This window comes from Pseudoalteromonas sp. Ps84H-4, from assembly GCF_024124645.1.
Taxonomy (GTDB): domain Bacteria; phylum Pseudomonadota; class Gammaproteobacteria; order Enterobacterales; family Alteromonadaceae; genus Pseudoalteromonas; species Pseudoalteromonas lipolytica_C.
The window spans coordinates 126,424-150,317 of sequence record NZ_JAMXSK010000005.1; the positions used below are offsets into that span (position 1 = coordinate 126,424).

Sequence of the window (23,894 nt, forward strand, 5' to 3'; positions counted from 1 at the left end):
GTGAACTATGAGATAGCTCACCAATAAATGCGGTTACTTAAAACTGATAACTTACTGATAACATGGCATTGCGCGGTCTACCCGGAAAGTAGCGGTCGCCACTAAATGTGGTGTAGTCAGCACGCTCAGCATAACGCTCGTCGGTTAAATTGTTCACTCGTGCAGTCACCGTAAAGTTTGCTGTTAATTGCCACGCCGCTCTTAAGTTAACTAGCGAGTGGCCTTCGTAACTATGCAGGTTTTCAGGATCAGTAAAGTAACTGCTGGTGGTATGTAGCTCAAGTCCAACACGCGTTATGTCGTTTGCTTGCCAAAGTAGCTGTAAGTTTGCGATGTTACGTGGTGCAGTATCGATGAAATTGCCATTAATATTAACCCCGCCAAGTAATTGATCGTAACTGTAAGTGTGTTTGGCGTGGCTCGCTGCTAACTGCATCGATAAGCTTGGTGTAATGGCATAGGCCAACTCAAGCTCAACACCGCGATGCTGGGTTTGACCATCATTGACGTAATAAAAGTCACTGTCGCGGAAAATAGTATTCTCTTTATTCATTGCATAAATGCTAACTACATAATGCAGCTGTGCTTGTTGACCTTTTAAACCAAGCTCTAGGTTTTTAGCTATTTCGGATTTAAGATCTGCGACATTCTGTTCGCGCTGTAACTGATAAAGCTCTGCCGCTTGCGGTGCTCGATAACCTTCAGAAGCATTGGCATAGATAAACTGATTATCAGCATATTGATAGCTTAAACCAAGCTTAGGCGAGAAGTTAGTAAAGCGATTTACGCCGCTTTCTGGTCGAGAATAGCGACACCCACCCATTGCGCATGCTGTGCCATCGTCTTTTGTGCGACCAGCCAACATTTGGTTGTTGTAGTCATAACGCATACGCTCGTAGCGACCACCAAGACTGATGAGTAACTCATCAAGTTGCCAATCAAGGTTAACAAATGGTGCCAATAGGGTACTTGTTACTTGATAGTCATAATGTTTGCCTTGTGGCACGGTGGCGACTAAAAACGCTGAGCCTTGAGTGGGGCCGTCTTGATATTGTAAAAAATCAGCATCAGTAAGCTCACCATCAAAGCCAACAGTTAACAGGCTAGAAGCGGTCAACTTATGCTGCCAGCTAGATTGTAGGCCAACACCTTGCTGAGCATTTTCTTCAAGGGGAGTACCCGGTAAAAAATGCTTAAATAAGGTCATGCTTTGGTCACGAATATAAGGCGTTAGGGTAAAGCTGTTAGCTTCATTTTGTGTCCAATTTAGCTTTGACCAAACACGCAAAGAGCGGGCCTTACGAAATGCATCAGGGTCAAAGTTAGACTGTGCTATTTGCTCATCCTTATAGCTTTCAAAGCCCTCGATGTAGCCAGCCGTTTGCTGATCTAAATGGGTGTAAGTAAGGCCTGTACTTACACTTAGTTTTTCGCCATCAAAACGATGACGTAGCGAGAGCTTTTCTTGATCAACACTTTCGTCATCGCGATAACCCGTATCTCGGGTGATCGTGGCATTAATGCCTAAACCTTGCTTGCCAAAGTCACGACCCGTACCTAGTTTATAGCGGGTATAGCCAAACGAACCGTAATCAAAACCAAGTTGGTTGTGGTCATAGGTTGTATCTGGGGTGATCACGTTGACCACACCATGCACTGCGTTTGAACCATAAAGAGCAGAGCCCGGACCCTTCAGTACTTCGATACGTTCAGCCATTTCAGTATGGGCTTCGAATAATTCATTGATGTTGCAAAAGCCAGCTGCGCGAAGTGGAATACCATCTTCAGCAGTAAGTAAACCACCGCAAGCACCGGCACCTGATAGCACAGGCGAACGTAAGGCGGGTAAATACTCTTGGCCGTTACCATGTTGAAGATTAGCACCGGCAACTTGCTTTAGGGCTTGTTCAATATGGGTTGGAGCGATAAGCGTCAGTTGCTTTTGTGAAATACTACTAACCACAACAGGCAGTGGATCTGCCAATACCTCGCTGCGCGAGGCGGTTGTTGTAATATGTTCTAGCTCATTATTAGCAATCGCTTGCTGATTAATTAATGAGGTGCTCACAAGCACTGAGAGTATCGACAACTTCATGAAAACCCTTTGGTTAGGTACAACAAAAATCAAAGGGTAACTGCTTTTTAGGATGGGTAAAAGCTTTCGCGATTAATAACTTTTTACGTTGTGTTTATGACGCTAAAAATTCGCACTTTAAATCAGCATGAAAAGTACTGCCCTATTTTCGGTAATTAGCGTTGTAAAAAGTCAAAATCGAGTCATAAAATTGGCTATGATGACCAAAGAAGTTTAAAGAAATGTAAAGATTGGCTTTCTAATGTGTTGATATGTAAACAATTACGTTTTTAAATTGTAACCCTTCATCTATGATTCAGCCACAAACGTTAGGCTTTCAATATGAGCAAAGTTGAGGGTCTCAATTATGAATAAATTACTAACTATCTCTGTTGCTGTTTTGGGTTTAAGCTTTATTCCGATGGAAGCATACGCAAAACATGACCGTGACCATGATAGATATGAGCGCAAACATGAGCGTAAAAAGCATCATAAACATAAGAAGCATCACAAGCATCACCATCATCATGACAGATATGATCGCCACGATAGGTATGACCGTTATAGCTACCGTGATTTACCACCCGGTTTATACAAAAAAGTAGGACATGGTGGTGGTTTACCACCAGGTTGGTATAAACGTCTTCACCACGGTGACATCCTTGACCGTGATATTTATCGACATGGGCGTGTAATTAAGCGCCGTGATCGAAATGGTATTATTGCCATCGAAATCGATGACCGCCTGATTCATTTAGTACATGATACGCGAGAGATATTATCAATCGTTACTCGTCATCGTTAATCCTGTAAGAAGCCGCTAATGCGGCTTTTTTTTGGTTATTTCATACCTTGTTCAGGAAAACTTGCTACGCTTAAAAGTGTATATAAAAAAGGAGTATTTGCATGAAAGCATTATTAACGGTTGCTGTGTTGGGATTAAGTCTAGCCACAACAGGTGTATTGGCAAAAGATAAGGACAAAGACAAAGGAAAGAGTCTTCCACCGGGTCTAGAGAAAAAGCTAGATAACGGTGGTGATTTACCACCAGGTTGGCAGAAAAAACTTCGTAAGGGCGACATTCTCGATCGTGATATTTACCGCCGCGGTAAAATAATTAACTCGCGTGATCGCGATGGATTAATTTCTATTGAGGTAGACAATACTGTTGTTCGTTTAGTTGAAGACACTCGCGAAATTGTATCAATATTGAGTCGCTAGTTTTGCTACAAAGCTGTATGACTTATGGATTGAGTATACTGCTAGCTCTGCTGCTGGTGGTCTCAATCCTGCCATTTTCATACTCCCAACATTATTTAATTCGTAGTTGTGACTTTGTACGTTTGCAAGTGGTTTACCTTGCAGGAATGTGTTTAGTTGCATCATGTTATTTAATCAGTCGAACGGAGTCATTGCTTTTTATTGGCTGTGCTCTGGCTAGTATCCTAGTTCTGCTACTGCAAGTTGGTTGGATTTACCCTTACACAAGGTTGGCTAATCAAGAAGTTGCCTCAAGCAATAAAGATGATAAGCACAGTATTCGTATTATGTCGGCAAATGTACTGATGTCGAACACTGAATATGACAAACTGATTAGTTTAGTCAAAGCGCATCAACCTGATTTATTCATTACTTTAGAGTCTGATCAAATTTGGCAAAAAAAACTGAGTAGTTTAGAGCCAGATTATCCGTATCGTGTCTACTGCCCAAAAGATAATCGCTATGGCATGCACTTGTACAGCAAGTTTAAAATCAAACAACAGCAAGTTTGTGAGCTTATAGAAAGCGATATCCCCTCAATTCATATTTTGTTTGAAGATGCAGATGGCGTAGAAGTACAAGGGCACTTTATTCATCCTGCTCCTCCGAGTCCCACAGAAGAAGACAGTTCACGACCCCGTGATACTGAGCTGATTATTTTAGCGAAAGCACTTAAAAACAGGCAGCGACCTTGTATCGTTGCCGGTGATCTAAATGATGTTGCATGGTCGCGTAGTACCCGTTTGTTTATGCGTATCAGTGGTTTGTTAGACCCACGTAAAGGGAGAGGTTTTTTTAATACCTTTCATGCCAGTTATTTCTTTATGCGTTGGCCACTAGATCACCTTTTTCATAGTAATGAGTTTAGTGTGAAACGCATTGAGCGGTTGGCAAAATATGGTTCTGATCATTTTGCGCTTCTTACTGAGCTTGTTTATAACCCAGATTCTGACAATCAAAAACAGCAAGAGCAAATAGATAAAGAAAAAGCGGTGGATGAGTTAAAAATGCCAACAGTGTCAAAGCAACAGGTGCCAATGTTTGAAGAATGATAATGATTAGGTATTTAAAAGGGCTCCGTAGAGCCCTTTTTTGTGTTTAGTCGTTGACCATAATGGTTTTGATATTAACAAATTCTCGTAGCCCAAAGCCGCCATGTTCACGGCCATAGCCACTGTCTTTTACACCACCAAATGGCAGGTTTGGCTGGGCTAGCCCATAGCCGTTGATATTTACCATACCGGTATCAAAGTGGTGCTTTGCAAGCTCAATGGCAGCTTGCTCGTCTTTTGAGAAAATACCGCCGCCAAGACCATAGCGCGAGTCATTAGCAATTTGCATTGCCTCATCATTATCTTTTGCTCTGATAAGCGATGCTACAGGGCCAAATAATTCATCATCATAGGCTGGCATGCCCGGTTTGATATTCTCAAGTAGCGTTGGGCTGTAATAGCACCCCGAGTGTTCTGGAATATAGCCACCAGTAAGCACTTTTGCGCCGGCTTCTACCGACTCAGTTACTTGTTGATGTAGTTTATCGCGTAGATCTTTACGAGCCATTGGACCAAGCGTGGTTTTTTCATCATTCGGATCGCCAAGAACGACTTGCTCAAATTGCTCTTTAATTAAAGCTTTAAAATCATTGTATAAGGCATCAACCACAATAAAGCGTTTTGCGGCAACACAGGTTTGGCCGTTATTAATTAAACGTCCTTGAGTACATGCCGTGATCGCTGTGTTTAAGTCTGCATCATCAAGCACGACGTAGGCATCATTACTGCCAAGTTCCAATACGGTTTTCTTGACCTGTTTACCCGCACGCTCAGCGACCTTTTTACCGGTTTCGTCGCTGCCAGTAAATGTGACACCGCGAATAGCTTTATGCTCAATCAATTCACTTGCTGTACTGCCACCGATAAGTAGGTTCTTAAAGCAATAGTCTGGAAAACCTGCTTGCGAAAACAGTTGCTCAATCTTTTCGGCCATGCCAAATACATTACCAGCGTGTTTAAGAACCGTGGTATTGCCCGCCATAATGTTAGCGCAAGCATAGCGAATGACTTGGTAAAGTGGGAAATTCCAAGGTTGAATACCTAAAATAACACCAATTGGCTGATAGCTGATAATTGCACGGCCATTTTGCATATCGCGGCTTTCATCAGCAAGAACTGTAGGTCCTTGTTCAGCAGTGTAGCGACAAATTGCAGCACACAGCTCAACTTCTTGAAGGCCTTGTTGATATAACTTGCCCATTTCATCGGTCATCAATTGAGCTAATTCTTGTTTATTAGACTCAATAACCTCAGCAAGTTGATTGAGGAGTGTTGCACGTTGTTCGAGTGTGGTATCACGCCATGATAAAAATGTCTGATGACACTTGTCGACTTCTGCATTGGCTTCTTGCAATGACATTAAACTATAGGTTTCTAGGGGTTGTTCATTGGTTGGATTGATTGTAGTTACAGTATCAGTCATTATTACCTCCTTTAAAATGTAATGTGTAACCTGCAAAGGTAATACCGACTTGCATTTGTTTTTATCTTATTGTTTTTTAATGTTTTAGTTGTTTTTTCTTTAGTGTTTTATTTGCTTTGATATGTAAAAACTGCAATAGGCTGCAAAACTTACAAGGAATACGTAATGATAAATTCTGTGTTAAATACCGAGCTGGCAATTATTCAAGCGCCGATGGCGGGTGTGCAAAATGCCAAATTGACAGTGGCTGTATGTGAAGCTGGGGGGCTTGGTTCGTTACCTTGCGCTATGCTTTCGACTGAGCAATTAAAATCAGAGCTTGATTATATTAGTCAGCATACAGACAAACCCTATAATCTTAATTTCTTTTGTCATCATACACCTGACTATACACTGGAGCAGCAGACTGCTTGGCATAATGTGCTTGCACCTTATTTTGAGGAGTTTGCTATAGATGCCTCACAATTTACCCGTAACGCTTCACGCCAGCCTATTAATCAGCAGGTTATTGATGTAATTGCGCCTTATAAGCCGCCAGTTGTAAGCTTTCATTTTGGTTTGCCAAGTAAAGATATTCTTTCTCAAATTAAAGCGTGGGGCGGGGTCGTTCTTTCATCCGCCACAACCCTTGATGAAGCAAATTGGTTACAAGCAAACGGTGCCGATGCAGTTATTGCTCAAGGGATTGAAGCAGGCGGCCACCGCGGCCATTTTTTATCAATGGATTTATCGCTGCAACCAACCACAGTACAATTAGTGCGAGAGTGTGTAGAGCTTGATATACCCGTTATTGCTGCGGGTGGAATTTGCACAGCTGAAGATGTAGCACAGTACCAAGCATTAGGTGTTACTGCGGTGCAGGTTGGGAGCGCTTACCTACTGTGTGAAGAAGCTACGACAGGCACATTACATCGTGAAGCATTAAAAACAGTTTCGCCAGATTCAACTGAATTGACGACTTTGTTTTCTGGTCGTCCGGCGCGAGGAATACGTAATCGAGTGATGCAAAAGTTGGGTGCGATGCCAGAGCAAGCGCCACCTTTTCCTTATGCGTCAATTGCGATGACGGCATTGCGCTCAAAAGCGGAAGCAAATGGCGACAGTGGCTTTACACCGCTTTGGTGTGGTGAGCGCTTTATTGCCAGAGAAGGTATTAACGCTAAGCAAATTACTGAATTACTAATGCAAGGTTGGCAATCTTGAGTGATACCCAATTACTTCCGCTAGGTGATAGTTATCATCAGCTTGCCAGTGAGTTTCGTCATAAGCTTGCTGGGCAATGCATAATTAAGTGTTATGCTAAAGGTGATGTTCTATTGCAACAAGGCAATCAACAAGATGCGGGGTATTTGATTGTTTCTGGCGTACTTGCGGCAATACATGCATCAGAGCAGGGCTCAGAAAAGTGCAAAGAGTTTTATTTTCAAGATGAGTTTGCACTGCTCTATGGCAACTGGTTGACCAAAACTAATGCGTTTTACCAGCTTAAAGTGATACGAGATGCTGAGCTTATTAAAGTACCTTTGGCTTTACTTGATGGCCCTGATTGGCAAGAATTAAAACATAGGTTAATTACTCAGCAGTTATTATTTAAGGAGGCAAAAGAAGCCTTTTTACTACTTAATACGCCAGAGCAAAGGTATCAGTATTTGCTGGATAATAAACCGCATTGGCTTTCGCAATTGAGTTTAAGTGAGGTTGCTATGTATTTAGGGATCTCAGCTATTTCTTTATCACGAATTAGAGGGCGTCTTAACTTAAGTTAAGGTGTGGCAAAACGGTGAACATTACACTGCTGGTTTTTCAGGAGTCGTTATGTTTATTTTATCCCAGTGCTTAGTTGCAATCGCTACATTACTCGATTTAGCATCTTTTCAATTTAGGCAAAGGCACGTTATTTTAGCCTGTTTGTTTAGTTCGGTATTACTCACATCAGTTCACTTTTTGCTACTTGATAATTTAAGTGCCGCAAGCTTAATGCTAATAGCGGCAGTGCGCTATGCATATTGTATTTTTGCTCGTAAAACCTGGGTGATGGTTACTTTTATGTTGGTAAGTATTTCCGCTGTGAGCCTAACTTGGTATAACTGGGTAAGTTTTATTGCCTTAGTTGCAACTTTAATTCAAACCTACGCGTCGTTCCAAGGCAAAGACCTATCATTAAGGCTTATGATGGTTCTTGGTACACTGTGTTGGATAACACATAATGTGATCATGTTTTCCCCAGTCGCAGTGGTAATGGAAACGGTATTTCTATTGAGTAATTTATTAGGAATATGGCGCTACTACGCTTCACCTAAGGCTGTATAAGTATTAAAAGGTGTTAGCACGGTATAGTAAAATATACCGTGCTTTTATAGCAAAATAAGCTTAAAGCGTGTTGGCAATCAGCTTGAGTAAATAAGTTTCGCGCTGTATCGATAATCCCTGTTTATCACTCATTGCCATAGTTGTTTCATTGTGTGCTATGGCATCAAATATGTTTACCCATTTGGGTTGCATACCGTTTTGAACTTCGTAGTGTTCCATTTTTGGATCTGCAAATTCATCACTTATTTCACAAAAATAACAGTAAGATTTTATATGCACACAATCAAAATCGTCTTTGTACCAAGGCCTGATCTCTTCGTATAAACCAAGGGGATGTTTAATCTTTATTTGTTGCGCGCCAGTTTCTTCATGAAGCTCTCTGAGTAGCCCTTGCTCGATAGATTCACCGTCATCGATACCACCGCCAGGTAAGCTGTAGTCATCATAACGGGCGGTATATAAAAGTAGTACTTGTTCACCTTTCAATACAATGGCTCGTGCTGTGTTGCGAATAAACACACTACCATACTGTTCACTTAAACTTGGGTGGAGTACTTTTTTTAATAACTTCATGTGCCATAAAACTTCTTGTATTTAATCAAATACAGCTTAATTTAATATTTGAGTTGTTACTATAGCGTGTAAATGATATTAGATTTATTTTTTTACCCCAAAATGGAACTTGTTGGGGTAAAATGTCGGAATAAATAACTGCATATGCACTCTATGTGTAGTATTTTCTTTTCAGAAAAACTTTGCGTAGAATGATGAAAAAAGCTTAGGGAATTAATATGTTGAATGTACTTTTGGTTGATGATGACAGTGAATTTAGTGATGTTGTTTGTCACATCGTTGAATTCCTTGGGCATAACATTAATACTGCTGCCAATCTTGCCGAAGCTGAGCAATGGTTTGAAAATAATACGTTTGACCAAGTCTTTTTAGATTTTATGTTACCAGACGGCAGTGGTTTACACTTACTCGAACACCTAAAAAAAATAGGTCAATCTCCGCGAGTTACGCTTATTTCTGGTCACCCATCAGTAAAAGGTAAATTAGCCGAGATGTGTGAAGCTAATGTGGGGCATTTGGTAAAGCCGCTACAACGCGAAGACATTGAGCGTGTTTTAAACCCTAAAAAAGCGTCTGATAAGAAAAAGTCAGCACCTTCAATTAAGCGTCATTTTGGCACCTTAATCGGTGAGTCAGAAGTGATGAAAAAACTCTATACTATGATTGAGCGTGTGGCAGCAACATCAGCCAATGTGATGTTAATGGGCGAAAGTGGTGCCGGTAAAGAGGTTGTTGCGCAGGCTATTCATAACGCAACCGAGTGCGATGGTCCACTCGTGGCTACCAACTGCGGCGCATTTTCAAAAGAGCTGATTGGTAGCGAACTTTTCGGTCATGAAAAAGGCGCGTTTACAGGTGCGATTGCGCGTAAAGAGGGTGTGTTTGAACAAGCTGCTGGTGGTACGTTGTTTTTAGATGAAGTCACCGAAATGCCGATTGATATGCAGCCAAACTTATTACGTGTGCTTGAGAGCAAAAAAGTAACCCGAGTGGGCGGTACAAAAGAGCAAGCGGTGAATTGTAGGGTTATTTCTGCGACCAACCGTACTTTAACAGATCTTGCGCAAAACAATGTTATTCGTGAAGATATTTACTTTCGTTTAGCGGTATTCCCTATTGATATTCCACCGCTACGTGAGCGCAAAGAAGATATTCCACTGCTTGCGAATGCCTTTTTAGAACAACTCAATGAAGAAAATGGCACTGACTTTAAGTGGCAAGCAAGCCAGTTAAAAGAGCTTGAGGCTCATGATTGGCCTGGTAACGTGCGTGAGCTTCGCCATGCAATACATCGCGCTTTTATTATGAGCGATCCTAAAGGTACGGCAATTGTTTTACCTGAGTCATTAGAGTCTCCTTTCTCGAAAGTAAATAAAGAAACACAAAACAACCAAGTAATGGCAGGACAAACCATTGAAGAGGTGGAAAAAGAACTGATCCACGCGACATTGGATAAAGTACAAGGAAATAAAACAATTGCTGCCCAGATGTTAGGGATCAGCACAAAAACACTCTACAACCGTTTAAATGCTTACGGAGGCATTGGCGAATACAAATAATAAAGGATAGCTATGAATAATGACGAGTCTTTACGTAAGTTAGTCCATGATGCACGCGCACCATTGAATCGTATTTCAATGAATGCAGAGCTAGTTAAGCTTGTATTAGAAAATGATATGCCAAAGCAAAAAGCACTTGATGCACTTGATAAAATAATTGCTAACTGCCAACAGTGTAGTGAGCAATTACAATTAATTAGTGATACCCACGCTAGTGAGTAACGGAAAGCAAATGCAAAGAAAAAAACAGAAGGGAAAAATCACCATTAGCTGGGCGAGCTTTATCGCTGTCGTGCTGTGTATTGTGGTTGCAAACGCTATATTAGCTATTAATAGTATTCGCTCATTAACTGAGATCCAGAACAGTCTAGATAATACTAACTCTCTAAATACAGCTATTGAACGATTACACTTGTCTGTTGTTCAAGCTGAGTCAGGGCAGCGTGGCTATTTGCTTACTGATCGTGAAGATTACTTAATGCCATACAATGATGCAATTGCCTCAATGCAAGCACAAATAATGCTGGTGAAAAGTCTTCATTCAGAAATACCGGGACAAGCTGATCGTATCGCAAGGATGATTTATTTAGTCAATGATAAAGTTGCTGTGATGACCAAAACCACAGATCTTGCATTGGCTAATAAAGATTTAAAAGCCCGTCAATTGTTACTTACTGATAAAGGACGCGATTTATACAAAGAGATACGCACAGCTGTTGATGAAATCCAGATGCGGGAGCTTAATTTTAAAATAGAGTTATTTTCCGAGCTTTTAGAAATTAAGAACGAAGCAAAATTAACTTTTGCAATTACTGCTGTTACAAGTACCTTATTGCTGATCGGTATGTTTGTTTTAACACGCATTAACGCTCGTAATGCAGCAAAATATAGAGCTGATCTAGAAGAACAGAATGAAAATTTAGCTGTAAAAGTAGCAGAGCGTACTCAAGAGCTAACCATTTATTCAGATGAATTAAGCCGTTCTAACAGAGAGTTGGAAGAGTTTGCCTTTGTAGCAAGCCACGACTTACAAGAGCCGCTGAGAAAAATTCAAGCATTTAGCGACCGTCTAGAAAAAATGTTTAAGGATGATCTCGGCGAAAAAGGCATTGATTATATTAACCGTATGAAAAATGCGGCGCAGCGTATGTCTAACCTTATTAATGACTTACTTGAGTTTTCTCGAGTTACTACGCGTGGCAAAGACTTTGTAGATACCGATTTAAATAACGTTGTAAATGAGGTATTAGATGACCTTGAGATCGCTATTAAAGAGTCAGAATCAACTGTTAATTTAGAGCCACTTCCTCATATTCAGGCTGATCCGAGCCAAATGTTGCAGCTATTTTTAAATATTCTTTCGAATGCCATTAAATTTAGACGCGAGAATGTGCCGCCAGTCATAAACATTAATTACCAGCGAACTCAAGAGTTTAGCCAAGCTCATAATAGCGAGGTCGAGTGGGAGATCATTACTATTTCGGATAACGGTATTGGTTTTTCTGAAGAGTACCTAGAAAAAATATTTGTTCCGTTTCAGCGTTTACACGGGCGTTCACAATATAAAGGCACAGGCATTGGCCTATCGGTTTGTCGACGAATTGTAGAGCGTCACGGTGGCGAAATTTTTGCGAGCAGTCGCGTAGGTGAAGGTGCAAGCTTTACTATTAAATTACCTGTGGAAACATCCCTTTTCACATTACAAGGAGAGGCATAATGCCATTTAATAAAGTTAAACCAATTACCATTTTAATGGCCGATGATGATGAAGATGATCGTTTATTAACACAAGATGCTCTAGCTGAAAGCCGTGTTTTAAACGAGTTATATTTTGTTGAAGATGGCGTGGAACTACTTGAGTACCTTGAACGCAAAGGTAAGTTTAGCGAAAAAGAAAGTTCACCAAGGCCTGGCTTGATCTTACTAGATTTAAATATGCCACGAATGGATGGCCGTGAGGCGTTACAAGCAATCAAGACAAACCCTAATTTAAAAGGCATTCCGGTTGTGATTTTAACTACATCAAAGCAAGAAGAAGATATGGTTAAAGGTTACGATTTAGGGGCGGCTTCATACATTACAAAACCGGTCACTTTTGAGGGATTAGTTGAGCTGATGAAGACGCTTGGTAAGTATTGGGTTGAATTTGTAGAGCTGCCAACACCACTCAATGATTAAAGGATAATACATGTTAGATAAGGTAACCCGCTTACTCTTGGTTGAAGACGATGAAGATGATTATATTCTCACTTGTGATTACTTGGAGCAATTGGGTTCCCATACCTTTGATGTAGAATGGTTAAGCTGCCCCGAGCAAGCCATTAGTGTACTGAGCGAAAACAAGCATGATATTTGTTTGTTAGATTATCGTTTAGGTGCCTCTGATGGCTTAGAAGTGCTCAAACGGGCTGTTGCAAACGGTTTTCGTGGGCCGATTATCATGCTTACGGGGCAATCAGATGAAGCCCTTGATTCTGCGGCACTTGATGCTGGTGCGGTTGATTACCTCGTAAAAAGCGAGATGAATTCAAGCCGCTTTGCCCGTGCTATTCGTTACGCCTTAGCTCGCCGAGATGTTGAAGATGAGCGAGTTGAACGATTAAAAGCGGAAGCAGAAAATCGTTCTAAAGACCGCTTCTTGGCACATTTGAGCCATGAGTTACGTACACCGCTTTCATCCATTTTGGGTTATACCGAGCTGCTAATGCAGAGCGAAAAGAATCGGCATTTAAATAATGAACTTGGGGTCATTTATAGAAATGGCAAACACTTGCTAAGTTTACTTAATGATGTGCTCGACTTATCTAAAATTGCCGCCGATAAACTTGAACTAAATTGCAGTGATGTTAATTTTGATAGCCTTATGGCTGATGTGTATACCTTAATGCGCGTCTCAGCCTTGGATAAAGGCTTAAAACTTAAATTTGAGTCACAGCAAGCCTTGCCATTGATTATAAATACAGATGCCACACGGCTAAGACAAATTTTAATCAATATTATCAATAATGCGATTAAGTTTACCAACCAAGGTGAAATAGTCGTGCGCGCATGGACTGCTTGGGTCAATGAGCGAGAAATGCTGTTTTTTAGTATCAAGGACACAGGCCTTGGTATTCCTCAAGAAAAGCAGGCACTGATTTTTAAACCCTTTGAACAGATTGCCGATGTTGAGTCGAGGGATGTAGGTGGTGCAGGCCTTGGTCTTGCGATTTGCGCCGAATTATTAGCTCGTATGCAAGGCTCAATTGAGCTTGAATCAACCTTAGGGGAAGGGTCTGAATTTATCTTATCTATATACCCTGGCAATATACGTGAGGTTGAACGACAGGTATTGAGTTTCGATTCAAGCCCTGATTGTCAGCAAAAGTTAAGTACACTTTCAACTTCAGGGAGAGTGTTGGTTGTTGATGATTTAAAAGACCTACGAGTTCTCGTTGGACACATGATCACCAGCACTGGGGCAGATGTAGAGTTTGCTGAAAATGGTAAGCAGGCTATCGAGAAAGTGGCCAGTGCAGAGCAAGCAGGCAAACCTTTCGATATTGTGTTTATTGATTTACATATGCCGGTTATGGGTGGTAAAGAAGCCACCATTGAGCTTAGGAAAATGGACTATCAGGGGCCTATCATCGCGCTTACTGCCGCAACAATGAAAGGTGTAAAAAGTGAGCTTAGTGCGCTTGGTTTTAATGACATGATAGCCAAACCTGTTGATACTGGATTACTTTATCAAGTGCTCAATCATTATATTTGCCAAGGTAAAACAGAACCTGTTGTTGCTCGGGAGGATTCCCTCGCATTGACTCAGCAAAGTACACGTTATTTATTGGTTGAAGATGATGGTGATGCCGCACAAATAACCCAGCTATTACTTGAAAGTTTGGGGGTTGAAACCGTCATTGCCGATAGTTGTGCTGCTTGTCTGGATATTCTTCACGATAATCAACGCTTTGATAAAGTGCTGTTAGACATGCACTTGCCAGACGGTGAAGGTCTTGATTTGGCAGCTAAAATTAACCAAGAGTATGCGGGGTTAGCTTTAGTGGTAGTGAGTGGTGCTGAGCCTGATCCTGAAAAAATGAAACAGCTTGATATTGAACAAGTGCTATTAAAACCTATTAATTTAGGGATACTCAGCGAGCTTATAGCGCACTGATAGAGTGCCTAACTATAAGCTCTGGTTCAAATAAAGTTTGTAATGACGGGGTTTGCTTTTGGTAAACCTGATTCAGGATCCAGTTAGCCGCCATTCTGCCCATTTCTTCAATCGGGTAGTTTATGGTACTCAGTTGAGGGTAAACATGGCGAGTAAAAAACACATTATCGTATCCCATAATAGATAACTGTTTAGGGAGTGTAAGCCCTAATTTTCTTGCACTTGCCATAGCGCCAACAGCCATTTCATCGTTGGCACAAATTAAAGCACTAAATGGTTTGCCATGTTGATGCAATGCCGCAAGCCCTTCAAAGCCACTCGATTCCATGAAGTCACCTTGATATAGCAACTCTTCATCAAAAGGAACACCAAACTCAGCAAGCGCTTGCTTGTGACCTTCTAAACGGTCTTTGGCGTCTTGCTTCCATAATGGGCCACTAATATATGCTATCTGCTTGTGGCCTTTTTCTAATACATATTTGGCAGCAAGGTAACCGCCTTTTATATTGTTAAGTAGTATACAACGATCACTTAGCTGACTAATGTAGCGGTTGATCAGAACAAATGGAATACGGCCTTTACTAAGTTTAATTAGGTACTCATCACTAACAGCTTCTACGTGTAAAATAAGCCCATCACAATTGCGGCTTATTAAAAACTCAATACCTTGTTTTTCGCGTTCTTCATCACTATGGCCAGCTGCAATAATGAGGTGTTTGCCTTGATTTCGAAAAATGTTTTCAATACCACTCATCATTGGGCCATAAAATGGACCTTGTAATTCAGAGACCAGTAAGCCAACACTGTTTGAGCAATTTGATGCCAACGACTGTGCAATTGAGTTGGGGCGATAGCCTAACTCATTCATTGCAGCTGTCACTTTTTTACGAGTAACGTCACTGACATTGGCATTGTTATTCATTACTCTTGAAACTGTAGCAAGTGAGACTCCTGCAAGTTTCGACACCTCGTAAATGGTGGCCATGTTTGTCCTTTTAAAAAACCAAGTTATTGTTTATGTTGCGATGATAAGTCTGCACTAATCTGCTCAACAGTTTGATTATCAAGAATATACATTTTCATGATAAATGCGACAAGCATACTACCTATTGCTGGGTAAAGGGTAAATGAAATCAAAATACCTGATAATGTTGTCTCGCTAAGCTCTGCGTTAGCCTCATAGCCATAAAAAGCCAATAGCCAGCCCGCAATTGCTCCACCTAGCGCCAACCCTAACTTAATGAAAAACACCACACTAGCATACACTAATCCTGTTAAGCGCTCGCCAGTTTTCCATTGCCCGTAATCGATGGTATCAGCCATTTTGGCCCAAAGTAGCGGGGTTGCCATTTGGGTGAAAAAGCACCAAAAGAAATAGATAACAAATGCCAACACAATCTGCTCGCTAGGCAACCAAAATGCAATACAGCTGATAACAGCAGAAATATATTGTAAGCGTATGTATGCTGTTTTCTTGTCTACTCGCTTGCTCAGAGGGTTAGCACATGCACATCCAAGGATATTGCCTATCATGCCAATGGTTACAAAGTAGGTCACCAAATCAGCCTCGCCAAGTACATACTTAACATAGTAAATTGCTAAGGTAGTACGCAAAACCATACTGGTAAGTAGCATTACAGCGGCAAAACACAGTACTTTAAAAGGACTATTTTGCCATAATGTATTGAAACGACTTTTCCAACTAAGCGATGCATTGTTGTGTGCTGTAACTCGTTCTTTAGTGTAGCGAAAACAAATTAAAAATAGCACCACACCTAAGCCGCTCATTAGTGCCATTGTTAGCTGATAGCCCGTCGCGTTATCACCTTTGCCTAGCCAGTTAACTAGGGGCAAAGTACATGCACTCACAATTAACCCACCCAGCATACCAAAGACAAAACGGTATGATTGAATTGATACTCGCTCTTTCGGATCGCTACTTAACACGCCACCTAACGCTGAATAGGGAATATTAATAGCGGTGTAGACCAGCATCAACAAAGTGTAAGTAACAAACGCATAAACTACTTTGCCTGATTCAGGTAGGTCAGGGGTGGTAAAGGTGATCATACTGATCACCCCAAATGGTAAGGCAAGCCAAAGCAAGTAAGGGCGGTAGCTTCCCCACTTAGTGCGGGTCGAATCGGTTAGAGCCCCCATTAATGGATCGGTAATAGCATCGACAACTCTCACCACCAAAAATAAGGTGCCGACAACAGCAGGCGATATACCAAAAATATCTGTATAGAAAAACGTTAAGAATAACATCACTGTTTGAAAGATAATGTTACTTGCTGTATCGCCTAATCCGTAGGCTATCTTTTCTTTTTTTGTCAGCATGTGTGCTCTCGTGTGTTGTTATTTTTATCGTTGTCTTAATAATTCACGATATTGTTTTGCGCTTTCTTTCAAAATACGCTGCTGGCTATCATAGTCAATATACACTAACCCAAAGCGTTTCTCGTAGCCATACGCCCACTCAAAGTTGTCCATTAAGCTCCAAGCAAAGTAACCTTGAATATTAACGCCTTGACGAATTGCTGCACAAACTGCATTTAAATGAGTGTGATAATAATCGACTCGCTCAACATCATACACTTCACCATTGTTGAGTGTATCAGCCATAGCTGCACCATTCTCAGTTATGTACATTTTAGGCAAATCGTATTGCTGGTGCAGTGATACAAGCAGTTCAGTTAAGCCTTGCGGATAAACTTCCCAGCCCATATCGGTTACACGTACATTGGCTAAACTTGCTTCTTCAAACCAGCCATCTGGAGTATTTTTGTAGTGTATGCGGGTATAATAATTAACACCAATAAAGTCGACGGCTTGGCTAATAATCGCCATGTCGTCAGCAAGTATTGTTGGTTTAACTTCATCTGCTAACTGATCAAATAGCGGAGGATAGCATCCGTCTAGTACGGCTTTTATATACCATTGATTATGATACTGATCAGCAAGCTCTGCGGCTTTGCTATCGGCAGCAGTTAGCGGATAAGTAGGGCTGAAGTTTAGCACGATACCGGCTTCTGTATTTGGGCAGTTTTCACGTAAAACCTGCATAGCTAGGCCATGGGCAAGTAATAGGTGATGAGCGGCTTGTCGGCCTGCCTGTTGTGATTTTACACCAGGTGCATGCACACCTACTTCGTAACCTAAATAAGCACTACAGAATGGCTCGTTTAAGGTTGCAAATGAATCTACGAGATGACCGAGATGCTCAGTAACTAGCTCAGTATATTCTCTAAATTTGTAAGCTGTATCACGGTTTAACCAACCACCTTGATCTTCAAGATACTGAGGTAAATCCCAGTGATATAAAGTGACGTAGGTTTTGATGTTACGCGCTTTTAAAGCCGTTAGCAGCTCAAGATAAAATGCCATACCTTGTTTGTTTGCAGTCCCATCTTGATTCATGACTCTTGGCCAAGAAATTGATAAACGGTAAGCATCGACGCCTAAATCGGCAATCATTTCGACGTCTTTTTGCCAGTGAGCTATGTGTTCACAAGCGTTATCGCCATTACTTTGATCTGCAATAGCCCCTGGTTTTTCACAAAATGTGTCCCAGATACAATCAAGTCGAGTGTCGCGGGCGCCTTCGATTTGAAATGACGCAGTCGCTACACCAAAAGTGAATTCTGGTTTAAGCAAAAACGAATCAGGCAAAAGAGAAATAGATTTATACACTGAAGAGTCATCCTTCGCATTGATAATGTAAGGCTGCCAAAGGCATATACAATCTATCTGTAAGCGCTTACATTTTTATTGTAAATAAATTGCTAATTATATTTAATATGATATAAATGTAAGCGCTTACATTTGATGTTGCAACATTTTTCGCTATTTGTTGTTAGTAGTTTAGTTCTGGATATGCTGTAACAAACTGATAAATATAATTAACTAGAGATAAAATTATGGCTCATGTATCAACGCCTGTTGCGGCTTCAGCTAGCCAAGCTGATATGCCTAAGCAACACTTTGCACTGGCATCATTGACCACGTTATTTTTCATGTGGGGGTTCATAACGTGTTTGAATGATATTTTAATCCCTTACTTAAAAGGTATGTTTTCGCTTAACTACACGCAAGCCATGTTGGTGCAGTTTTGCTTTTTTGGTGCTTATTTTGTGATGTCTATCCCCGCGGGTAAATTGGTCAGCCGTATTGGTTACCAGTTTGGTATTGTTGTGGGCTTGGTGGTTGCCGCCATTGGTTGTGCCTTGTTTTACCCTGCAGCAGTAGCACATGTTTACGAATTATTTTTACTAGCATTATTCGTGCTTGCATCGGGTATTACTATTTTACAAGTATCTGCAAACCCTTACGTGAGTGTCCTTGGTCCACAAAAAACCGCGTCATCTCGATTAACGATGACACAAGCTTTCAACTCACTTGGTACTACTGTCGCTCCTATCTTTGGTGGTTGGCTAATTTTATCTGAAGTCAGTCATGCAACCGCAGAGCAAGTAAAGTTACCTTATTTGTTACTGTCATTAAGCTTATTAGTTCTTGCCGTTATTTTTGCTTTTTTAAAGCTGCCTAAACTAGGTAGAGAAAGTGACAATGAAGCTGCACATCAAGACTTAGAAGATTTTGTAGACTTAGGTAGTGTGTGGAAATACCGTCATTTAATTTTAGGTGCAGTAGGTATTTTTGTTTATGTGGGTGCTGAAGTTGCTATTGGTAGTTTTTTAGTTGGTTTTTTAACTTTAGATAATATTGCTGGTTTAGCTGAAAAGGAAGCCGCTCACTATATTAGTTATTATTTTGCCGGTGCGATGGTTGGCCGTTTTATTGGCGCTGCTGTGATGCAAAAATTTGATGCGGGCAAAGTGCTTGCGTGTCATGGCTTACTTGCTGTGGTGTTAATTGTGATCGCAATGACAGGTGAAGGCAGCCTGGCTATGTGGGCGATTCTTTTAGTTGGGCTTTGTAACTCAATTATGTTCCCAACTATTTTTAGCCTTGCGCTTCATGGCCTAGGTAAATACACCTCAAAAGGTTCTGGTATTTTGTGCTTAGCGATTGTTGGTGGCGCAATTATTCCATTATTGCAAGGTGTTATGGCTGATGCTATTGGCGTGCAACTGGCGCTCTTTTTACCTATCGCATGCTACTTATACATTACTTACTTTGCGCTAGTAGGCTCAAAAGTATCAACTCAGACTTCAAAGGTGTAAATATGAAATTGAAAAATACATTCACCCTCGGCTCTTTAATGATTGCAAGTATGGGGCTGTTAGGTTGTGCTGAGCAAGAAGTAACAGTTAAAGAAAAAGTGAAGCAAGAAATCTGGCCACATATTGAAACCGGGATTGCTGAAGACCCTGAGCTTGAAGCTAAGATTGCGAAGATGTTAGCCGGTATGACGCTTGAGCAAAAAATTGCACAAATGATCCAACCTGAAATTCGCGATATTACCGTTGAAGATATGCGTAAATACGGGTTTGGTTCTTACCTTAATGGTGGTGGTGCATTCCCTAATAACGACAAACATGCCAAGGCTTCTGATTGGATTGATTTGGCTGAAAAAATGTATCAAGCCTCAATTGATGACTCATTAGATGGCAGCAAAATTCCAACTATGTGGGGCACCGATGCAGTACATGGTCACAACAATGTGATTGGCGCTACATTATTCCCTCATAACATTGGTTTAGGGGCAACAAATAACCCTGAGCTAATTGAGAAAATTGCAGCCGCTACAGCACAAGAAGTAATGGTGACGGGCATTGATTGGGTGTTTGCACCAACAGTCGCCGTTGTTCGTGACGATCGTTGGGGCCGTACTTACGAAGGCTACTCTGAAGACCCTGAAATCGTTAAAGCATATTCAGCAGCCATCGTAAAAGGCTTACAAGGAGCTGTTGATAAAGATTTTCTGTCTGATAAACGCGTGATCAGTACTGTTAAACACTTTTTAGGTGATGGCGGTACAGAAGGGGGCGATGACCAAGGTAATAACACCGCGTCTGAACAAGAGTTATTCGAAATTCATGCACAAGGTTATGTTGGTGGTTTAGGTGCAGGTGCACAAACCGTGATGGCGTCATTTAACAGCTGGAATGGCGAGAAAATTCACGGTAGTAAATACCTACTTACTGATGTGCTAAAAGGTAAAATGGGCTTTGATGGCTTTGTCGTCGGCGATTGGAATGGTCACGGTCAAATTCCTGGTTGTAACAATGCAGATTGTGCGCAAGCTGCAAATGCAGGCCTTGATGTGTATATGGTTCCAACAGATGCATGGAAACCATTATATGAAAACTTAATTAAGCAGGTTAAGAGCGGCGAAATTGCGCAAAGTCGTATTGATGATGCGGTTACCCGTATTCTTCGTGTAAAAATGCGTGCAGGCTTATTTGATAAGCCAAGTCCTGCTAAGCGCCCGCTTTCTGGTAAAACAGAGATCATTGGCAGTGCAGAGCATCGCGCAGTTGCAAAACAAGCGGTACGTGAATCACTGGTTCTTCTGAAAAATAAACAGCAGCTGTTACCATTATCACCAAAAGCCAATGTACTAGTTGCTGGTTTAGGTGCTGATAATATTGGTATGCAGTCAGGTGGTTGGACTATCACATGGCAGGGTACAGGCAATGAAAATAGTGACTTCCCTGGTGGTACTTCAATTTTTGATGGTATTAAAAAGACCGTTGAGCAAGCCGGTGGCCAAGTTCAGTATGATCTAAATGGCGAATTTGAAACTAAGCCAGATGTAGCGATTGTCGTGTTTGGTGAGCAGCCATATGCTGAAGGTAATGGTGATTTAGACAACCTTGAATACCAACGTGGTAATAAAACAGATCTAGCCCTACTTAAAAAGCTAAAAGAAGCGGGTATTCCCGTGGTATCGCTATTTATTAGTGGTCGCCCAATGTGGGTGAATGCAGAGCTAAATGCCAGTGATGCGTTTGTTGCAACTTGGCTGCCAGGTAGTGAAGGTGACGCCATAAGCGATGTGCTTTTTAAAAATGCAGATGGTTCAATCAATCATGACTTTAAAGGTAAGCTGTCATTCTCATGGCCAAATGATCCAATCGGCAATCAAAACCGTGGCGATAAAGATTACGCACCACTTCTGCCATACGGCTTTGGTTTAACATATGAAGATGAGAATACCCTAGCTGATAATCTTGATGAAACTTCTCAGATGACAAGTGAACTTGAAGATCTAGTAATGTTTGAGCGAGCAATTAAGTCGCCTTGGTCACTTCAGTTGCAAAGTGGCAGTGAATTGCAAGCAATGACGAGTAGTCGAGCTGCTGTAAATGCAGTAAGTGTAAAAACCTTTGATAAAGACGTACAAGAAGATGCTCGTGCCATTAGTTTTAACGGTAAAGAGCCTGCATCAGTGCGTTTAGTGGCTGCGTTTCCGTCAGATTTACGCTCGTACATTGAGAAAAATGGTCAACTTGAGATGTTAATTAAAGTGGATAAAGCGGCTGATGCTCCTTTAATGTTAGGTATGCAATGTGGTGAAAACTGTGAAGGCCAGTTTGATATTCGCGAGCGACTAGCAGACACGGCCGAATGGCAAACTATCTCTGTAAACTTAGCTTGTTTTGCAGATAAAGGTGTCAATCTAGCGCAGGTATTTTCGCCTTGGCAGTTGGCAACCGACGGAGCATGGCAGGTGTCGATTGCTCATTTAAGCGTTGGTGTGACCGATAACCAAGAATTGACGAATACTTGTAAGTAACAACTCCTCCCTTACGTCCTTTTGGTTAACAGGTAACATACTGCCTGTTAACCACTTTCTCTTTATCAAGAGCTTTACTCTACTACATAGTTTAGTACTGTTGTCTTTCTTCTTCAGTTAGAATTACTCAATGATATACGTGTTTGCCTAAGTTTTACTTAAAAGGATCTGGTTATGCATTCAGTAAAATTAGCCTCTGAAGAATTTACACCGAGTAAGATAGTCTGCGTTGGACGCAATTACGCCGAGCATATTGCCGAGCTAAATAATGAAACTCCTACCAGCATGGTATTGTTTGTGAAACCTAATAGTGCAATTTCGCAACAGCTCCATGCCGAGCATAATGGTGAAGCTCTACATTATGAAACTGAGCTTTGCTTTCTGATAAAAAATAAGCAGTTAGCTGGAGTTGGATTAGGTCTTGATTTAACTAAGCGCTCGTTACAAAGCGCATTAAAAGAAAAGGGATTACCTTGGGAGCGTGCAAAAGCCTTTAATGGCGCAGCGCTATTTACTGAGTTTGTTAGTTGTGATGAAGCTTTGGCGTATCAATTTAATTTGCAAATAGATGGTAAGGAAGTGCAGTTTGGTGATACTCAGCTAATGCTGCATGATGCACAGCAAATTTTATCCGAAATTAGTGAGTTCATGGATTTAGAAGATGGTGACATCATCATGACCGGCACCCCTAAAGGTGTAGGTAAGGTAACCTCAGGCGCTATATTTAAGGTGACTTTGCAGGCGGCTGAGCAGACTCTTTTGAGCCATCAGTGGCAATCACGTTAAGCGGCTCTAAAATATAACGCTGATAATGTGACGAAAACTCAGGAAAGCTTTGCTCTAGCCAAATGCGTTGGCTAAGTTGATATTTTTCATCAGCCAAAATCTTATTTTTTAGTACAGTGTTTATTTTTGCTAAAACTTTTTCGGCGTAATTGTTTGGTGCACTAGATGAGCAACCTATTGCACCGAATATCATATTTTTTTCAGGAATATTTACGGCCAATTTTTGAATATTCTTTTGGTTTGTCTGATTGTAGTAATCAGCAACAAAAGGGTATTCAATGGTGTAATCAATATAGCCATGTTCAAGCTGGGAAAGCAGTGCGTAATTAGCATTACTACCAGTACTACTTAGTGCAGCACTCTCGTATAGCTTTGTATTAATTGCAATAGTGTCTATCAGGTTACCGAACTTACGAGCATCATTTTGACCATAAATGAAGTTGGCATCGGTCAGTAAAGAAATTAATGAGACTGGGTTGCCGTGTTTTTGCGTAATCTTTACTGCGGTGTCAGGGGTACTTAAAACACTAAATGGAGGATAGACCGTCGTTGGAATCGAGTAGGTTGCGCGATTGGTCTTTTCCTCACGGTGGATCATACAGGCATAACACGCCATATGGCCTTCATCGAGGTATTTACTGCCTCTTTTTTGCGGCAACATCACCTTGGTGTGTTTAATCTCTGGTAAGGCTTCAATCAACATATCGGTGATTTCGTTGCACAAGCCGCCATACGGGTTAGCTTGGCTTTTCTCTATATAGAATGGTTTACCATCATTTTCAAGCCAAGTAATTGAAAGTTGTTCTGAGGCACAAGTGATTGGGGTAAGCAATATACCAGTAACAATGCATAATACTTGTTTTACGTATTTACTCATCGATAACCCAAATACTAAAGTACTGTTAACAACTATACACTAAAGTATGGATAAATTTGTAGATAAAACTTTAAAATGATAAATAAGTGCTAGTGAGTCTACTGGAGGTAGACTCACTA

The 23,894-nt window shown here is 41.1% G+C and carries 21 protein-coding genes; 14 read left to right on the forward strand and 7 right to left on the reverse strand.

The window, feature by feature from the left end; translation table 11 throughout:
- Positions 1–37 precede the first annotated feature (37 nt).
- A complete protein-coding gene (locus tag NH454_RS07125) occupies positions 38–2,095 on the reverse strand; it encodes a TonB-dependent receptor (RefSeq protein ID WP_253038629.1) in 2,058 nt (685 codons plus the stop codon).
- A gap of 346 nt (positions 2,096–2,441) precedes the next feature.
- Here NH454_RS07125 and NH454_RS07130 point away from each other — a divergent pair, with 346 nt between their 5' ends.
- The 3 genes from NH454_RS07130 (at position 2,442) to NH454_RS07140 (ending at position 4,386) form a co-directional block, all read left to right on the forward strand.
- Positions 2,442–2,879: a hypothetical protein gene (locus NH454_RS07130; protein WP_135923644.1), complete on the forward strand. Its 438-nt coding sequence runs from the start codon at positions 2,442–2,444 to the stop codon at positions 2,877–2,879.
- A gap of 101 nt (positions 2,880–2,980) precedes the next feature.
- A complete protein-coding gene (locus tag NH454_RS07135) occupies positions 2,981–3,295 on the forward strand; it encodes a hypothetical protein (protein WP_135923645.1) in 315 nt (104 codons plus the stop codon).
- 17 nt (positions 3,296–3,312) lie between these two features.
- Entirely contained in the window at positions 3,313–4,386 is a 1,074-nt protein-coding gene (locus NH454_RS07140) for an endonuclease/exonuclease/phosphatase family protein (protein WP_253038630.1), read from the forward strand.
- A 46-nt stretch (positions 4,387–4,432) separates the two neighbouring features.
- Here NH454_RS07140 and NH454_RS07145 read toward each other — a convergent pair whose 3' ends face one another.
- Positions 4,433–5,809, reverse strand: coding sequence for an NAD-dependent succinate-semialdehyde dehydrogenase (locus NH454_RS07145; RefSeq protein WP_253038631.1), 1,377 nt, complete (start codon positions 5,807–5,809; stop codon positions 4,433–4,435).
- Between the two features lie 165 nt (positions 5,810–5,974).
- On the opposite strand from NH454_RS07145, the gene NH454_RS07150 reads away from it, so the two are divergent.
- Genes NH454_RS07150 through NH454_RS07160 form a run of 3 tightly spaced genes read left to right on the forward strand, consistent with a single transcriptional unit; the run spans position 5,975 to position 8,119 of the window.
- The gene (locus NH454_RS07150) at positions 5,975–7,012 is read left to right on the forward strand and encodes a nitronate monooxygenase (protein WP_253038632.1); all 1,038 of its coding nucleotides are present in this window, start codon (positions 5,975–5,977) and stop codon (positions 7,010–7,012) included.
- On the forward strand, positions 7,009–7,575 hold the full coding sequence (locus NH454_RS07155) for a Crp/Fnr family transcriptional regulator (RefSeq protein WP_138557208.1): 567 nt from the start codon (positions 7,009–7,011) through the stop codon (positions 7,573–7,575). Before NH454_RS07150 ends, NH454_RS07155 begins: the two co-directional genes overlap by 4 nt.
- A gap of 49 nt (positions 7,576–7,624) precedes the next feature.
- Positions 7,625–8,119 carry a YgjV family protein gene (locus NH454_RS07160; RefSeq protein WP_253038633.1) on the forward strand — a complete coding sequence of 165 codons (495 nt, stop codon included), beginning with the start codon at positions 7,625–7,627 and terminating at the stop codon, positions 8,117–8,119.
- Between the two features lie 60 nt (positions 8,120–8,179).
- Here NH454_RS07160 and NH454_RS07165 read toward each other — a convergent pair whose 3' ends face one another.
- Positions 8,180–8,692 carry an NUDIX domain-containing protein gene (locus tag NH454_RS07165; RefSeq protein WP_135923651.1) on the reverse strand — a complete coding sequence of 171 codons (513 nt, stop codon included), beginning with the start codon at positions 8,690–8,692 and terminating at the stop codon, positions 8,180–8,182.
- A gap of 218 nt (positions 8,693–8,910) precedes the next feature.
- Between NH454_RS07165 and NH454_RS07170 the strand changes: the two genes are divergently transcribed.
- Genes NH454_RS07170 through NH454_RS07190 form a run of 5 tightly spaced genes read left to right on the forward strand, consistent with a single transcriptional unit; the run spans position 8,911 to position 14,407 of the window.
- On the forward strand, positions 8,911–10,251 hold the full coding sequence (locus NH454_RS07170) for a sigma-54 dependent transcriptional regulator (protein ID WP_253038634.1): 1,341 nt from the start codon (positions 8,911–8,913) through the stop codon (positions 10,249–10,251).
- Between the two features lie 12 nt (positions 10,252–10,263).
- On the forward strand, positions 10,264–10,473 hold the full coding sequence (locus NH454_RS07175) for a histidine kinase (protein ID WP_135923653.1): 210 nt from the start codon (positions 10,264–10,266) through the stop codon (positions 10,471–10,473).
- Positions 10,474–10,483: 10 nt separating this feature from the next.
- Positions 10,484–11,968, forward strand: a complete 1,485-nt coding sequence (locus NH454_RS07180) for a sensor histidine kinase (RefSeq protein WP_135923654.1) — start codon at positions 10,484–10,486, stop codon at positions 11,966–11,968.
- Positions 11,968–12,429, forward strand: a complete 462-nt coding sequence (locus NH454_RS07185; protein ID WP_135923655.1) for a response regulator — start codon at positions 11,968–11,970, stop codon at positions 12,427–12,429. The genes NH454_RS07180 and NH454_RS07185 overlap by 1 nt, the downstream gene beginning before the upstream one ends.
- A 10-nt stretch (positions 12,430–12,439) precedes the next feature.
- Positions 12,440–14,407: a response regulator gene (locus NH454_RS07190; RefSeq protein WP_253038635.1), complete on the forward strand. Its 1,968-nt coding sequence runs from the start codon at positions 12,440–12,442 to the stop codon at positions 14,405–14,407.
- Here NH454_RS07190 and NH454_RS07195 read toward each other — a convergent pair.
- Genes NH454_RS07195 through NH454_RS07205 form a run of 3 tightly spaced genes read right to left on the reverse strand, consistent with a single transcriptional unit; the run spans position 14,394 to position 18,100 of the window.
- Complete coding sequence (locus NH454_RS07195; RefSeq protein WP_253038636.1) at positions 14,394–15,392, reverse strand: LacI family DNA-binding transcriptional regulator; 999 nt, start codon at positions 15,390–15,392, stop codon at positions 14,394–14,396. The two genes, NH454_RS07190 and NH454_RS07195, sit on opposite strands and share 14 nt — an antisense overlap.
- Positions 15,393–15,415: 23 nt before the next feature.
- Positions 15,416–16,747 carry a glycoside-pentoside-hexuronide (GPH):cation symporter gene (locus NH454_RS07200; RefSeq protein WP_199526860.1) on the reverse strand — a complete coding sequence of 444 codons (1,332 nt, stop codon included), beginning with the start codon at positions 16,745–16,747 and terminating at the stop codon, positions 15,416–15,418.
- 24 nt (positions 16,748–16,771) lie between these two features.
- Positions 16,772–18,100, reverse strand: coding sequence for a GH1 family beta-glucosidase (locus NH454_RS07205; RefSeq protein ID WP_235381818.1), 1,329 nt, complete (start codon positions 18,098–18,100; stop codon positions 16,772–16,774).
- A gap of 275 nt (positions 18,101–18,375) precedes the next feature.
- On the opposite strand from NH454_RS07205, the gene NH454_RS07210 reads away from it, so the two are divergent.
- The 3 genes from NH454_RS07210 to NH454_RS07220 all read left to right on the forward strand — a co-directional run bounded on the left by NH454_RS07210 (position 18,376) and on the right by NH454_RS07220 (position 22,898).
- Complete coding sequence (locus NH454_RS07210) at positions 18,376–19,593, forward strand: sugar MFS transporter (protein ID WP_235381846.1); 1,218 nt, start codon at positions 18,376–18,378, stop codon at positions 19,591–19,593.
- A gap of 2 nt (positions 19,594–19,595) precedes the next feature.
- Positions 19,596–22,112 carry an exo 1,3/1,4-beta-D-glucan glucohydrolase gene (locus NH454_RS07215; protein WP_253038638.1) on the forward strand — a complete coding sequence of 839 codons (2,517 nt, stop codon included), beginning with the start codon at positions 19,596–19,598 and terminating at the stop codon, positions 22,110–22,112.
- 174 nt (positions 22,113–22,286) lie between these two features.
- Positions 22,287–22,898 (forward strand): fumarylacetoacetate hydrolase family protein, encoded by a 612-nt coding sequence (locus tag NH454_RS07220; RefSeq protein WP_135923662.1) that lies wholly within the window; start codon positions 22,287–22,289, stop codon positions 22,896–22,898.
- Here NH454_RS07220 and NH454_RS07225 read toward each other — a convergent pair.
- A complete protein-coding gene (locus tag NH454_RS07225) occupies positions 22,837–23,775 on the reverse strand; it encodes an ABC transporter substrate-binding protein (RefSeq protein WP_199526862.1) in 939 nt (312 codons plus the stop codon). The genes NH454_RS07220 and NH454_RS07225 overlap by 62 nt on opposite strands.
- Between the last annotated feature and the right edge of the window lie 119 nt (positions 23,776–23,894).

Coding starts and splice junctions, on each gene's coding strand:
- NH454_RS07125 (WP_253038629.1), bottom strand. CDS start 2,095: ATGAAGTTGTCGATACTCTCAGTGCTTGTGAGCACCTCATTAATTAAT.
- NH454_RS07130 (WP_135923644.1), top strand. CDS start 2,442: ATGAATAAATTACTAACTATCTCTGTTGCTGTTTTGGGTTTAAGCTTT.
- NH454_RS07135 (WP_135923645.1), top strand. CDS start 2,981: ATGAAAGCATTATTAACGGTTGCTGTGTTGGGATTAAGTCTAGCCACA.
- NH454_RS07140 (WP_253038630.1), top strand. CDS start 3,313: ATGACTTATGGATTGAGTATACTGCTAGCTCTGCTGCTGGTGGTCTCA.
- NH454_RS07145 (WP_253038631.1), bottom strand. CDS start 5,809: ATGACTGATACTGTAACTACAATCAATCCAACCAATGAACAACCCCTA.
- NH454_RS07150 (WP_253038632.1), top strand. CDS start 5,975: ATGATAAATTCTGTGTTAAATACCGAGCTGGCAATTATTCAAGCGCCG.
- NH454_RS07160 (WP_253038633.1), top strand. CDS start 7,625: ATGTTTATTTTATCCCAGTGCTTAGTTGCAATCGCTACATTACTCGAT.
- NH454_RS07165 (WP_135923651.1), bottom strand. CDS start 8,692: ATGAAGTTATTAAAAAAAGTACTCCACCCAAGTTTAAGTGAACAGTAT.
- NH454_RS07170 (WP_253038634.1), top strand. CDS start 8,911: ATGTTGAATGTACTTTTGGTTGATGATGACAGTGAATTTAGTGATGTT.
- NH454_RS07175 (WP_135923653.1), top strand. CDS start 10,264: ATGAATAATGACGAGTCTTTACGTAAGTTAGTCCATGATGCACGCGCA.
- NH454_RS07180 (WP_135923654.1), top strand. CDS start 10,484: ATGCAAAGAAAAAAACAGAAGGGAAAAATCACCATTAGCTGGGCGAGC.
- NH454_RS07185 (WP_135923655.1), top strand. CDS start 11,968: ATGCCATTTAATAAAGTTAAACCAATTACCATTTTAATGGCCGATGAT.
- NH454_RS07190 (WP_253038635.1), top strand. CDS start 12,440: ATGTTAGATAAGGTAACCCGCTTACTCTTGGTTGAAGACGATGAAGAT.
- NH454_RS07195 (WP_253038636.1), bottom strand. CDS start 15,392: ATGGCCACCATTTACGAGGTGTCGAAACTTGCAGGAGTCTCACTTGCT.
- NH454_RS07200 (WP_199526860.1), bottom strand. CDS start 16,747: ATGCTGACAAAAAAAGAAAAGATAGCCTACGGATTAGGCGATACAGCA.
- NH454_RS07210 (WP_235381846.1), top strand. CDS start 18,376: ATGCCTAAGCAACACTTTGCACTGGCATCATTGACCACGTTATTTTTC.
- NH454_RS07215 (WP_253038638.1), top strand. CDS start 19,596: ATGAAATTGAAAAATACATTCACCCTCGGCTCTTTAATGATTGCAAGT.
- NH454_RS07220 (WP_135923662.1), top strand. CDS start 22,287: ATGCATTCAGTAAAATTAGCCTCTGAAGAATTTACACCGAGTAAGATA.
- NH454_RS07225 (WP_199526862.1), bottom strand. CDS start 23,775: ATGAGTAAATACGTAAAACAAGTATTATGCATTGTTACTGGTATATTG.